We start from the raw sequence: 12888 nt of genomic DNA on the forward strand, positions 1-12888 counted from the left end.
AATGTCAGTCTGAGCTTGTCGAAGACCAATAGAAAGAATGCTTCGACGGGCTCAGCATGACAATGCTTTTTACTCAATAGAGTAACTAAATCTATGTTTTCTATGTTCCTATGTATTAAGAGACCACAATTCTATAAATAATCAGATCAACGCTAATTAAACATCATTATCCTTTAGTTTCAAAAAAACAGTAACATATTTATCGTTCCAGCATCTTATATTTACTAAACAAAAAACAAATCAAAAATGCTTAGCGTAAAAAATATTGTAAAGCAATATGCTACGCACCGCGCTTTAGACCAAGTAAGCTTGGAAGTTCAAAGTGGAAAAATATTTGGCCTTTTGGGGCCCAATGGTGCTGGCAAGACATCTTTAATTAGAATTATCACCCAAATTACAGCCCCAGACAGCGGCGAAGTACTTTTTAATGGTCAACGTTTAAATGCCGACCATATTTCTCAGATTGGCTACCTGCCCGAAGAACGTGGGCTGTACAAAAAAATGGAAATAGGCGAACAAGTGTTGTACCTATCTAAACTTAAAGGTTTAAGCACTGCCGAAGCTACCAAACGCATTAAATTCTGGTTCGAGAAACTAGAGATGAAAGATTGGTGGAGCAAAAAGGTAGAAGACCTAAGTAAAGGGATGCAACAAAAAGTACAATTTGTGGCTACCGTATTGCACCAACCAGAGTTGATCATCCTTGACGAACCTTTTTCTGGTTTCGACCCTGTTAATGCCGACATCATTAAAAACGAGATTTTAGAACTGAACAAACAAGGCGCAACCTTTATCTTCTCTACCCACCGTATGGAAAGTGTTGAAGAACTTTGCGACCACATTGCTTTGATTGACCGTTCGAAGAAAATATTGGATGGCAGCGTTGACGAAATCAAAGCCACTTACCGTAACAACACCTATTGGATCGAGTACCAAGGCGACTATAATGTAGCAAGTGCCAAAGGCGTTTTTGAGGTATTACAAACTGAAAATGTAAAGGGCAAAACCCTGATCAAAATACAACTACAGCCAGAAAAAACAGTCAATGAGGTTTTATCCATCCTGTTGCCACATGTTTCCATTAGCCGCTTGGATGAAGTGATTCCAACCATGAACGATATTTTTATTGATAAAGTTAAAAGACAAGACTATGAATAAGATTTTACTCATTATACGCAGAGAATATTTATCGAGGGTAAAGAAAAAATCGTTCATTATCATGACGTTTTTAACTCCGCTCCTCATTGCCGGAATTTATGGCCTGATTGGTTATTTCACTTACAAAGGCATTAGCGATACGCACGATAAGATTGCTGTAGTAAGCACCAATACCACCTTAACAGAGAAACTGGCTTCGAATAAAAACACCGAATACGTTTATGTAAAACAGTCGTTGAACGAGATGAAAAGTAGCATCAAAAGTTCTGATTACGACTATGTACTGTATCTACCCGAGTTTACCTTAAAAGAACCAAAAGGTATTGAACTATTTGGCGTTAAACAAGCAGGTCTATCTTTAAACAATCGCATTTCAGATGACATTGAAGAGTTGATCCGCAACCAAAAACTAAAAGAATCTGGCATTGCCCAAAGCGATCTTGACCAATTGAAGACCTCAGTAGATATTGAGACCAAAAAGATTGCGACAGAAACTGGCAAAGAAGAATCGAGCAGTGCAGGTGCCAGTACCATAATCGCTTTTATTGCAGGTATATTGATGTTCATGTTCATCATGTTATATGGTATCCAAGTAATGCGTGGAGTAATTGAAGAAAAAACAAGTAGAATCATTGAGGTCATGATTTCGTCGGTTAAGCCTTTTCAGTTGATGATGGGCAAGATCATTGGTATTGCTTTGGTTGGTCTAACCCAATTTATCTTATGGATCGTACTAACCTTTACCATTAGCACCGTTGCCGTAACTGTTTTTACAAGCAAAGGTGGTGATGTAAAGAAAATTGCAGCTTCGGCACAGGCCAATAGCCAACTATCAACAGGTACACAAGTCGCCACACCGGCACAAGGGCCAATGGCTGATATACAAAAAAGCTTGGCAGGATTGGATTTTGGCAAGATTGTAACCGTATTTATCTTCTTTTTCTTAGGTGGATATCTATTCTATAGTGCCTTATATGCCGCTATCGGTTCTGCTGTAGACAGTGAAACGGAAACTCAACAATTTATGATGCCCGTGATGATGCCGCTTTTATTGGGCTATGCCCTATCGTTAAGTGTGGTTACCAATGATCCTTATGGCAATGTAGCCTTTTGGTTATCGATGATCCTTTTACCTCTCCTATAGCCATGGTGGTACGTTTGCCTTATGGTGTTCCGGGCTGGGAACTAGCCTTGTCTATGATCATTTTGGTACTAGGCTTTGTCGGAACCGTTTGGATAGCCAGCAGAATCTACCGCGTAGGTATTTTAATGTATGGCAAAAAAACCACTTTCAAAGAGATGTTCAGGTGGTTTACTTATAAGAACTAAATTTCAACTCACCCAAATACAAGGCACTTCAAAATATCCTTGTATTTGGGTAGTTACTATACACATGCAAAAAGCAATTGTTGTTGGCGGCACTTCTGGTATTGGCAGAGCTTTAGCTTTGTTGTTGGCCGATCATCACTATCAAGTTGGTGTTACGGGTAGAAGAGCAGATCTTTGGCCGAATTAAAGCATGAAAATCCAACAAACATCTATACTGCCACATTTGATGTAACTGATTTTGAGCATAACGAAACACACCTTATGCAATTGGTTGATCAACTGGGTGGAATTGACCTCTTGATCTATTGCGCTGGTATCGGCGAACTCAATGAACAGCTCAACATTGCTTTAGAGCTACCTACAATTGAAGTGAATGTAAAGGCATTTAATCAAATAGTAGTTTGGGCCTATAAACATTTCGAACAACAAAAAGCTGGGCAGATCGCTGTAATCACCTCTATTGCAGGTTTAAGAGGAGGCGCCATTGCTCCGGCCTACAATGCCAGCAAAGCTTATCAGCTCAACTACCTAGAAGGGTTAAGACAAAAAGCACGAAAACAAAAACTACCCATTACCATTACAGACTTAAGACCTGGCTTTGTAGATACCCCAATGGCCAAAGGCGACCAACAGTTTTGGGTAGCTTCGCCACAAAAGGCAGCTTTACAGATCTTCAATGCAATTAAAGCCAACAAAAACGTTAGTTATATCACCAAACGATGGCAGATCATTGCTTGGATTTTAAACCTCATGCCTAGATTTTTATACGAAAGATCATGAAGATAGCCGTTATCGACCTCGGGACCAATACCTTTCATCTTCTTATCGCCGTGCAGAATGGTGATGAAATGCAAGTCGTCTACAAAACCAACCAACCTGTTAAACTGGGCGAAGACATTACCAAAAACAACCTCATCATCCCTTCGGCTTTTAGCAGGGGGATTGTTTGCCTGCAAGAGTTTAAAGCCGAAATAGACAAACACGAAGTAGACTTGGTTAAGGCAACAGCAACCTCTGGTGTACGCAGTGCCAAAAACGGTTTAGATTTTGTTGAGACAGCCCAAAAAGAAGCAGGGATAACCATAAACATTATAGATGGCGATGAGGAAGCACAATACATCTACGAAGGTGTAAAATGGAGTGGTGCCATTACCGGTAAGTCGTTGATCATGGATATTGGAGGCGGAAGTACCGAATTTATCCTCTGTGATGAGCAACAACTAATTCTGGAAAAAGAGCTATAACATTGGGGCAGCAAGGCTGATGCAGGCCTTTTTTAAATCAGACCCTATCAATAAATCAGATCAAGATGCCATCACCCATCATTTAACGGAAGAACTGAAAGCATTGCTGATCATCTGCAAAGAATATCAGCCCAAAACATTGATCGGTTCTGCCGGAGCTTTCGAAACCTTTGCAGGGATGATCGCACCTGAGCTAAACATTAAAGAAATAAGCACAGCTGATATTTCATTAACAGCTTATCGTGAATTGGCTGGGCAGTTGGTTTCAGCCACACACCAAGAAAGGGAGCAAATGGAAGGATTGATCCCACTACGTGTAGACATGATCGTAATGGCCTGTATGCTGACCAATTATATCATTGACGAACTAAGTATCAAACACCTCAAACTCTCTACCTACGACTTGAAAATGGGTGTATTGCAAAGTCTAAAAGCATAAGCTTAGACTAACTCTGCCAAAGCTTGATATAATCTTTCGGTAGGTAAACCCATTACATTGGTATAAGAACCTTTAATGCTTTTTACAACAACTAAGCCCCACCAATCTTGCACACCATAAGCTCCAGCCTTATCGTAGGGTTGGTAAGTGTCGATATAAAAATCGATTTCTTCTTGGGTTACAGTTCTGCAATGTACTTCAGTAAGATCGTAAAATGAAACCAATTTTTTATCCTTGATCAGCGTAACACCTGTATATACTTCATGTTTAGTACCCGATAGTTTAGCCAACATCTCTTGCGCCTGTGCCCTATCTCTTGGTTTGCCTAATATTTCTCCGGCTATGGCTACAATGGTATCTGCCGTAACTACAATCTTATTTTCGGCATTACCAAAAGCATTGGCCTTAAGTTCTGATATATAAATAGCAATTTCTGCAGGGCTTAAACCTTCAGGATAGGTTTCGTCTACCTCTTTCAATTCAACGGTAAAATCCAAACCCAATAATTTCATCAATTCTTGTCTGCGGGGCGATTTTGAAGCCAGGATAATGGGTTGCTGTTGTTGGTACATCTCTTAAAATTTTCGCTAAAATAACAAAGCAAAAGGTAATATAACAACAAAAGCGACCATCAGTCGCTTTTGTTGTTATCAAAATGGGAGGTTAATTATTTACCACCGCCACCACCTTGTCTTTCTTTCATTGCTTTTTCTCTAGCAGCTTTTAATTCATCTTGCCAAGCTTTGTAAGCTTTTTTCTGATCATCGTTTAAAAGTGCAGTGATTTTAGCATCAGTATCAGCTGTCATTTTAGTCATTTTCTCTCTCATTGCAGCCATATCACCGCCACCACCTTGCATTTCTTCACGCATTTTTTTCTGAGCTTCAGCAGCCTCAGCATAAACTGCAGTTGCTTTTGTTTTCTGCTCGTCAGTTAATTTGATTTTTTCGTCTAATTGTTTTACTCTTTCTTCTGGAGTAGCTTGAGGACGACGTTGACCGCCTTGTTGTGCATTAGCGAAAGTTACTACACTGAATAATAATCCGCAGATAATCATTAATTTTTTCATGTTGTTTTTGTTTTTTTAAGTGTTTTTGAAGCGTTTTGGTTTTTATTTGAGCTCCAATGGTTTTGTTTTTGTCGTTATTAGAGTATAAATAACTACTAAGGTTTAATGATTTGCAGTAACTTAATTGTTGCAAATTTAAACACCTAAAAAACAGGAAGATAAAATTTTATTTGCTCGAATCGGCAGCAGAAGGATTAGGATCGAACCAGTTCAATTGAACTTTCAATACCTTTTCAATTACATCTCTCACAGCGGTTTCTCCCCCTTTTTTGGGCGAGATATAATGAGAGATCTGTTTGATCTCGTCAATGGCATCAATTGGGCAAGTGGCAATGCCTACCAATTGCATTACATGGTAATCGGGCATGTCATCGCCCATGTACAATACCTGTTCTGGCCTAATGTTGTTTTGGACCAGATAGTTTTCAAATATCTCAACTTTGTTAGCTACACCTAAAAATACATCTGCCACGCCTAAACCATCAAAACGTTTGTTCATGGCCATGCCCTTACCTCCAGAAATGATGCATATCTTGTATCCTTTTTTGGCTGCAAGCTGTAAAGCATAACCATCCTTAATGTTAAAAGTACGCAGCAACTCACCAGATTCTGAAGCAATAACAGTTCCATTGGTCAAAACGCCATCCACATCAAATATAAAAGTGGTAATATTTTTAAGGTTTTCTAGGAACATTCTTGAGTTTTAGATTCAGAGTTGTAAGTTATACGTTTTAAGTTCAAGGTTTAAAGTTAAGGAGTTTCATATTATACTTTACACTTTTAACTTTACACTTAATCCTGATTATCTCTCCATTCGTAAACCCAAGCAGACTGGATCTGTTCTAAATGGCCTTCATTGCTTTCTTCACGTGTACCTTTAAAGTTTGGCAACGAGAGTACCCAATCTAACAGTTCTGTAAATCTGATACGGTAGACTTTGCTTCATTAAATTCATCCCCAAACTTCTCGTAAAGCTCTTGCGCAATATCCTCATGGTCGTTCCAGTAGATTGGTAATGCAAATTTATCGTTGTTCATCTGTTGTTTTTTCTAATTGTTTCTATTATCAAGTACTAAGTATCGCCAGGCCTTGGTTTTCCGACATCTGACTTTTTACTTCTAACTGCCTAGTGCCCTAAAAATTCAGATTGGTCTGGTATAGTTACTTCAATGTCACCATCTATAATGATGCATTGGCAAGCTAAACGCGATGTAATCTTAGGTCTAACCGCTCTATCTATAAAATCTTCTTCCTTATCAGATATCTCTTGGATATTGTCCATTCCCTTGTTCACATAGATATGACAGGTACTACATCCGCAAACCCCACCACAATTGTGTTGTAGTTCTATCCCATTGTCCAAACAAACATCTAAAACATCTTCTCCGGCAGCAATAGGTAACTCAACAGGCGCTTTGCCTTCTTCTTCAAAATTTATTTTTAGTTTAAAAATACTCATAATCAAATGCAAAAGTAAGTAGCTAAAACCGCAATCCGATAATTATCTCGTTTTTTTAATGCTATTACTTAATGTTTTATATATTTCCAATAATTGTGGCTGTTGCAATAGCAACTCCTCGTGTTTTTTTAGGGTCTGTTCATCATTTCTAATGGCAGGACCTGTTTGCACATCCAAAGGTAATGCATGTTCAACTTTAGCCGCAGTTTCGCTGATCAATGGTCTTAAAATAGCAAAATCCAAGTCGTTTGCCTTTAAAAGTTCTGCAGACAAGGCATAGAGGTGATTGGTAAAATTACAGGCAAAAACAGCTGCCAGATGTAGGATTTTACGTTTTTCGCTATTTACTTCGGTACTATTGCTGCTTAACTTTCCAGCTAATTCTTTTAAAGTATGTAAAGCCGATGTATCATTTGCTTCTAAGCACAGCGGAACATCGGCAAAGTTTAATATTTTATGTTTAGAAAAGGTCTGCAAAGGATAAAAAACTCCATAATGTTCAGCAACCCCACTCAACACCTCCATATTTACCGCACCAGAAGTATGCGCAATTAAGCCTTTAAAGCCTTTCAGTTGTTGGGCAATTTCGGCAATCGCATCGTCCTTTACAACAATCAGACATACATCTGCCTGCTGATCAATCTCCTTTAGGCTTTCAATTGCTTTGGCATTTACTTCGTTTGCTAAAGTTAAGGCATTTTGATAATGATAGGACCAGACCTGGGCAACCTGCACATGTTTGGCGTGCAGCGCTTTGGCCAAATGTGTAGCCACATTTCCAGCTCCTATAATTACAACCTTCATTACGGTGTTTTCAGTTCTTTTTTCCTTCTAATAATAGACATTACAAAACCAACTACCATTACAATGGTACCTACCCAATATAAATTGATATAAGGGAACTCGATTGATTTGAATACCAACCAATCTTTGGCCGCTTCTGGTTTTTCGTAGACCATTACTTCAAACTTATGCTCATCCGGGAAAATCTTTGTAAATCTTACCCTTAAGCTCAACTCGTCAATTTTTCTGGCAAAATCAAAAGTATTGTTACCTTTTACCAAAAACAAAGGCTCAGTTTTATAGATCTTACCACTTACATCTATTTCCATTGGCAAACCTACAGCTAAATCGCCAGGTGCAATTTTAAGGTCTCTCACTACTGGTTTGCTATTTAAAGGCTTAACCGTTAAAACTCCACTGCTGGTATGGATCGTATCGCCAACCGCTAATTTCAAAATTCGTGGCTCTTTATAGTTTTCGTCTTCAGAATGCCCCTCATGCGCTTCGTGCTCTTCCTTTTTCTGTGCAGCACTGGTAATGTGTGTATAGATGTCAGTTGTTAAATAGTGTTTGGTATCTGGCGATGCGATCAAGCCCATCTTGCCATTTTCCTGTATACTAGGGTTAACAATAAAATCTTCTTTAACCTTTCCAGTTTGCGGATCAACTACTTTAAAATTAAGCTTGTAATAAGTATTTGGTGCAATGGTGGTATCGCTGATATAGGTTACTGTATACTTGCCCATCTTTTTAGGCTCGTTTTTATACAGCATGATGTTTTCTCCAGGTTTTTGGTTCTTTTCAAAATCCTTAACAGGAATAAAATTGGTCTCGTTAACGGAAATCGGATTACTAGTTGCCGCAGCTACCAAAGCACCCAATAACAATAAGGCAAAACCGATGTGTGCAACTGCCGAACCTGCCAATTTATTTCCTTTACCAGCAAATGCATTGGTTAACAATCTTGCATTGCTTAAAACCGCAAATATGCAGCTGAAGGTTAGGATCACATACATCAAATTGGTATAAACTCCAGTTAGCCACACAAATCCTCCGGTGATGACCAATGCAAATACAATAGAAGAAATCAGGCTGCTATAAAATTTACGTGGGTCTGTCCTTTTATATTTCAGAAACTGTGAGAAACCAGAGATCAATGCAATTAACACCGCAAATGGTGCCTGCCATTTGTTGTAGAACTTGATCGCATCTATTGGTGGCGAGAAAGTAGTACCAAAGGCTCTGTTAAATACAGGTACCGAAGTAGCAAATATAATGTGGATACAAGAAACGGTAACTACCAAAGCACCGATAAACATCCAAAATTCGCGAGAATAGGTTTCTTCGTCTTTATGCGTGATCGGTAATTCGTTCCATCTTACTACAATGAAATAAACAGCGATGGCCAAGAATACTACATTATACAAGATCAAGTGACCAAACATGCCCAGATCGGTAAACGAGTGTACCGAAGTTTCGCCAAGGATGCCACTTCTGGTTAAAAAAGAAGCGTAGAGTACCAATAAGAAACTAACTAAGATAAGGGCGATGGCCGTAAAATAAGCATGGCCTGTATTTTTATAGGCGATCATGACGTGTACTCCGCCAATTAATGTTAACCAAGGAATGATAGATGCATTTTCTACTGGATCCCATGCCCAGAAACCACCAAAGTTAAGCGCCTCATAAGCCCAGAACGACCCCATGATGATACCTGTACCTAAGATCGATTACCGCAAACAAAGCCCAAGGCAATACGGGTTTAACCCACTCTTTATAACGTTTTTGCCATAAAGCAGCAATACCATAAGCAAATGGAACCACCATACTGGCAAAACCTAAAAACAAGGTTGGTGGGTGAATCACCATCCAATAGTTTTGCAACAAAGGATTTAGTCCATTGCCATCTGTAATAAATTTAAGATAGTTTTTAAAGTTTTCTGGATCGTTGAAAACAACCGGAGCCATTGCCTTTAGGTCTTTTACCTCTCTTAACAAGATAAAAGGCGAACTACCAATGCGCTCTCCAAAGACCTGTACGCCCAATAACATGGAAGCCAAGAACATCTGCGAAAATGCGATAACCGTCATTACCCCGTTTTCCCAGCTTTTTGCTCTCCAGATCAAAATAGCACCTAAAACAGATTGCCAAAAAGCCCACAACCAGAAACTTCCCTCCTGTCCTTCCCAAAAAGCAGAAATGATATAGTAAACAGGTAATTGTTTTGACGAATGCGCCCAAACATAATAATACTCGTTATAATGGTTCAAGATCAGGTAAAACAAAGTTACCCCAATCCCGATAATGCTCAATACGTTTATAAAAAAGGCATAACGGCCAATATTTACCCAAGATCTGTCTTGTTCGTTCTTGTTTTTAACAGCAAAAAAATAAGCGACTGTAGATAATAAAGACGCTACGAATGCTAGGACAATAAAGAACTGTCCTATTTTACCTGGAAGAAGATTCTCTCCAATAAACTGAATATGATCCATTAAGATTTTTTGTATTGTTTTACTTGGCCATCCTGTTGTATTTCTACCAGGTTGTCTTTGTATTTAGAAGGGCATTTCATTAATATTTTTGATGCATAAAAGGTATCATTCTCCATTTTACCAATCAACACCAATTTTTCTGAACGTTCAAAATCTTGTGGCTTAGTACCATTAAGTACTACTTTTTTCACCTCACCTTTTTCATCTTTCATAAAGAAGGCAAAGTGGTTTGGATCTTTAACAGCATCGTAATGCATGCCTTTGCTTTTTTCCCAATGGCCCATTACATGCTCTTCTTTGTTAGAAGTTGCAGCCTGTGTAAAGTTAGAATAAGTATCGGTATCTGCATTTAAGCTCACCAAAAAACCAATACAGATGGCAATTGTAATTAAACCAATGATTGCACTCTTTCTCATTTACCTTAAAATTAAAAATCTTGACAACAAAGATAAAAAAACAATGCTACCTAAGGTATTTTAGGCAGCTAGTTATGTGTATCGTGACAATTAATTGATAGTTCTCTGAATAAAATGAGATAGTTTTTATTCAGTCTATATAAGTATTTGAGTATGTGGAAAATAATGGCTGTGCTTACTTATACTTATCTTGAAGTAATTGGGGCACCGCTTTCCTAAGTTTTAGCACTTTTGCGCCACATACATTGGCCACATAACTCTCGTTGGGGTGTAAGCGATAATAATTCTGATGATAAGCTTCAGCGGGATAAAAAGCATCAAATGCCTTTATTTCGGTAACGATAGCTCCGCCATAGATCTTGTTCCTGTTAAACTTCAATATTGCCGCTTCGATCTGTTTTTTCTCTTCCGCATTGCGGTAAAAAGCTATCGAACGGTAACTGGTACCAATATCCGGCCCCTGTCTGTTGAGCTCTGTAGGATCGTGCATGTAGAAAAAGGCTTCCAACAGTTGCGCAAAGCTGATCACATTGGATGATAGATCACCTGCACTGCTTCTGCATGACCAGTTCGTTCTGAACCTACTTGCTCGTATGTTGGGTTTTTGGTGGTACCACCTGCATAACCACTTGTGGCCTTGATTACTCCTTTTAATTCACTAAAACCTTCTTGAACCGACCAAAAACATCCTGCAGCAAAGGTTGCGGTCTGTTCTCCTACTTTAGCTTTTGGCAAAACTGCTTTGGTTTGGGCATCACCGCTTCCACAAGAAGCCAACAAAAATAAGGTGATGATTAAAAATAGTCTATTCATAACATTGATCGTTTGATACAATATACGTTGAAAAGCCAACAATGTTTTTCTACAATTGTCATGATAATTACAGATTATCTTGACCCACAAAAAAAGCCCTGCATCTTTGCAGATGCAGGGCTTTTTAATTGATGTTTTAACTTATGGCCAGATACCTAAGTTCATGTATGAAATCGCAATTTTATCGATTGAGTTTACAAATGCCGCAGTTCTCAATGTTTTGATTGCAGGTTTGTTCATCAATGTCTCTCTGATCTCGCGGTAAGAATGGATCATCGTGTCTTCTAGACCAGAATTTACCAATTCCATTTCAGACGCACCTTTAACGATCATCAAACGGTTTTCGGCAGGAATGCTTTTTCCGGTTAAGCTCTCTAAGGTATTGATCAAGTTTGCATTTGAGTTTTCTGCGTAACGGCTTTCCATACGACCGAAAGCTACGTGAGAAAGGTTTTTCAACCACTCGAAATAAGAAACAGTTACACCACCGGCGTTACAATACATATCTGGGATAATGATACCACCCATTTCAGTGAAGATTTCTTCAGCTTCTGGTGTACATGGTCCGTTTGCACCTTCAGCAATGATTTTTGCTTTGATCCTGCGGATATTGTCGCCAGTGATCTGGTTTTCCAATGCAGCAGGCACCAAGATATCGCATTCTTGCTCTAAACCTTCCATTGAATTTTTAAAGTCAGTTGCACCTGGGAAACCTAAAATTGAACCCGTGTTTTTACGGTGAGCAAAAACCTCATCGATATTTAAACCATTGGCATTGTAGATTGCACCTTCAAACTCGCAAATACCAACAATGATACCACCAAATTCTGCCAAGAATTTAGCTGAGTGGTAACCTACGTTACCTAAACCTTGTACAATTATTTTTTTATTTTCTAAACCAGCGGTTAAGCCAATTTTAGCCATGTCTTCTCCAAAAGAAACACACTCGCGTACCGCATAAGCAACACCACGACCAGTAGCTTCTTTTCTACCACGGATACCATGTAAAGCAATTGGTTTACCAGTAACACAACCCAAGGCATCTAAAGAACCAGGGTTCATGGTCATATATGTATCAGCGATCCAGCTCATTTCACGCTCGCCAGATCCATAATCAGGAGCAGGAACGTCAATACCAGGACCAATAAAATTCTTTTTAATCAATTCTGTGGTGTAACGACGAGTAATTGTTTCTAACTCTGCAACAGAATAATTTTTAGGATTGATGCAAATACCACCTTTAGCACCACCAAAAGGAACGTTTACAATGGCACATTTGTAGGTCATCAAAGCTGCAAGAGCCATCACCTCGTCTTCATTAACCATTTCGCTATAGCGTATACCACCTTTTGTCGGACTCATGTGGTGAGAGTGTTCTACACGCCATGCGTCAATCACTTCAAAACCGTTTCCTCTACGGATAGGGAATTGAAAACGGTATACACTGTTACATGCTTTTATTTGAGCCAATAGACCTTCTGGATGATTGGTAAATTGGGCGGCGCTATCAAAGTTCTTACAAACATCTGTAAAGAAACTTGTCTCGTTTGCTGTATTAGCCATTATTTGTTATTTTATAATTGGTTTTCTTCTTTTACGGGTGCAAAATTGCATTAAAATAAACCATTAATGCAAGTGAAATTTTGCTTAGTGTAAGATAAACACCATAATAAAAGCCCTAA

Annotated in this window: 14 protein-coding genes and 3 pseudogenes; 7 read left to right on the forward strand and 10 right to left on the reverse strand. The window is 38.8% G+C overall.

Features of this window, described 5'->3' with window-relative positions; translation table 11 throughout:
* The first annotated feature begins 246 nt into the window (after positions 1-246).
* From ACFJIZ_RS09810 to ACFJIZ_RS09840, 7 genes are all read left to right on the forward strand, one after another.
* The gene (locus tag ACFJIZ_RS09810) at positions 247-1158 is read left to right on the forward strand and encodes an ABC transporter ATP-binding protein (RefSeq protein ID WP_379092963.1); all 912 of its coding nucleotides are present in this window, start codon (positions 247-249) and stop codon (positions 1156-1158) included.
* Positions 1151-2302 carry an ABC transporter permease gene (locus ACFJIZ_RS09815; protein ID WP_379092966.1) on the forward strand — a complete coding sequence of 384 codons (1152 nt, stop codon included), beginning with the start codon at positions 1151-1153 and terminating at the stop codon, positions 2300-2302. Before ACFJIZ_RS09810 ends, ACFJIZ_RS09815 begins: the two co-directional genes overlap by 8 nt.
* Positions 2303-2304: 2 nt before the next feature.
* Complete coding sequence (locus tag ACFJIZ_RS09820) at positions 2305-2487, forward strand: hypothetical protein (RefSeq protein ID WP_379092969.1); 183 nt, start codon at positions 2305-2307, stop codon at positions 2485-2487.
* Positions 2488-2551: 64 nt separating this feature from the next.
* Positions 2552-2674: a hypothetical protein gene (locus ACFJIZ_RS09825; protein ID WP_379092972.1), complete on the forward strand. Its 123-nt coding sequence runs from the start codon at positions 2552-2554 to the stop codon at positions 2672-2674.
* Positions 2662-3267 carry an SDR family NAD(P)-dependent oxidoreductase gene (locus ACFJIZ_RS09830; RefSeq protein ID WP_379092975.1) on the forward strand — a complete coding sequence of 202 codons (606 nt, stop codon included), beginning with the start codon at positions 2662-2664 and terminating at the stop codon, positions 3265-3267. The genes ACFJIZ_RS09825 and ACFJIZ_RS09830 overlap by 13 nt, the downstream gene beginning before the upstream one ends.
* Positions 3264-3731 carry a hypothetical protein gene (locus ACFJIZ_RS09835; protein ID WP_379092978.1) on the forward strand — a complete coding sequence of 156 codons (468 nt, stop codon included), beginning with the start codon at positions 3264-3266 and terminating at the stop codon, positions 3729-3731. Before ACFJIZ_RS09830 ends, ACFJIZ_RS09835 begins: the two co-directional genes overlap by 4 nt.
* 19 nt (positions 3732-3750) lie before the next feature.
* Positions 3751-4170: a hypothetical protein gene (locus ACFJIZ_RS09840; protein ID WP_379092981.1), complete on the forward strand. Its 420-nt coding sequence runs from the start codon at positions 3751-3753 to the stop codon at positions 4168-4170.
* Between the two features lie 2 nt (positions 4171-4172).
* Here ACFJIZ_RS09840 and ACFJIZ_RS09845 read toward each other — a convergent pair whose 3' ends face one another.
* From ACFJIZ_RS09845 to ACFJIZ_RS09890, 10 genes and pseudogenes are all read right to left on the reverse strand, one after another.
* A complete protein-coding gene (locus ACFJIZ_RS09845; protein ID WP_379092984.1) occupies positions 4173-4742 on the reverse strand; it encodes a Maf family protein in 570 nt (189 codons plus the stop codon).
* A gap of 95 nt (positions 4743-4837) precedes the next feature.
* Positions 4838-5239, reverse strand: coding sequence for a hypothetical protein (locus tag ACFJIZ_RS09850; RefSeq protein WP_379092987.1), 402 nt, complete (start codon positions 5237-5239; stop codon positions 4838-4840).
* A 166-nt stretch (positions 5240-5405) separates the two neighbouring features.
* Entirely contained in the window at positions 5406-5933 is a 528-nt protein-coding gene (locus ACFJIZ_RS09855) for a KdsC family phosphatase (protein WP_379092990.1), read from the reverse strand.
* Positions 5934-6031: 98 nt separating this feature from the next.
* Positions 6032-6276: pseudogene (gene iscX / locus ACFJIZ_RS09860) on the reverse strand (Fe-S cluster assembly protein IscX).
* An 89-nt stretch (positions 6277-6365) separates the two neighbouring features.
* A complete protein-coding gene (locus ACFJIZ_RS09865; protein WP_055130133.1) occupies positions 6366-6698 on the reverse strand; it encodes a 2Fe-2S iron-sulfur cluster-binding protein in 333 nt (110 codons plus the stop codon).
* Positions 6699-6740: 42 nt separating this feature from the next.
* Positions 6741-7502 (reverse strand): Rossmann-like and DUF2520 domain-containing protein, encoded by a 762-nt coding sequence (locus ACFJIZ_RS09870; RefSeq protein ID WP_379092993.1) that lies wholly within the window; start codon positions 7500-7502, stop codon positions 6741-6743.
* Positions 7502-9977: pseudogene (locus tag ACFJIZ_RS09875) on the reverse strand (heme lyase CcmF/NrfE family subunit). The gene ACFJIZ_RS09870 and the pseudogene ACFJIZ_RS09875 overlap by 1 nt, the downstream one beginning before the upstream one ends.
* Positions 9977-10393: a cytochrome c maturation protein CcmE gene (locus tag ACFJIZ_RS09880; protein WP_379092996.1), complete on the reverse strand. Its 417-nt coding sequence runs from the start codon at positions 10391-10393 to the stop codon at positions 9977-9979. The pseudogene ACFJIZ_RS09875 and the gene ACFJIZ_RS09880 overlap by 1 nt, the downstream one beginning before the upstream one ends.
* A 175-nt stretch (positions 10394-10568) precedes the next feature.
* Positions 10569-11206 (reverse strand): annotated as a pseudogene (gene msrA, locus ACFJIZ_RS09885) (peptide-methionine (S)-S-oxide reductase MsrA).
* Between the two features lie 141 nt (positions 11207-11347).
* Positions 11348-12769 carry a Glu/Leu/Phe/Val dehydrogenase gene (locus ACFJIZ_RS09890; RefSeq protein ID WP_379092999.1) on the reverse strand — a complete coding sequence of 474 codons (1422 nt, stop codon included), beginning with the start codon at positions 12767-12769 and terminating at the stop codon, positions 11348-11350.
* Positions 12770-12888: the final 119 nt, after the last annotated feature.

Origin of the sequence: Pedobacter sp. UC225_65 (assembly GCF_042698365.1) — a bacterium.
Lineage (GTDB): Bacteria > Bacteroidota > Bacteroidia > Sphingobacteriales > Sphingobacteriaceae > Pedobacter.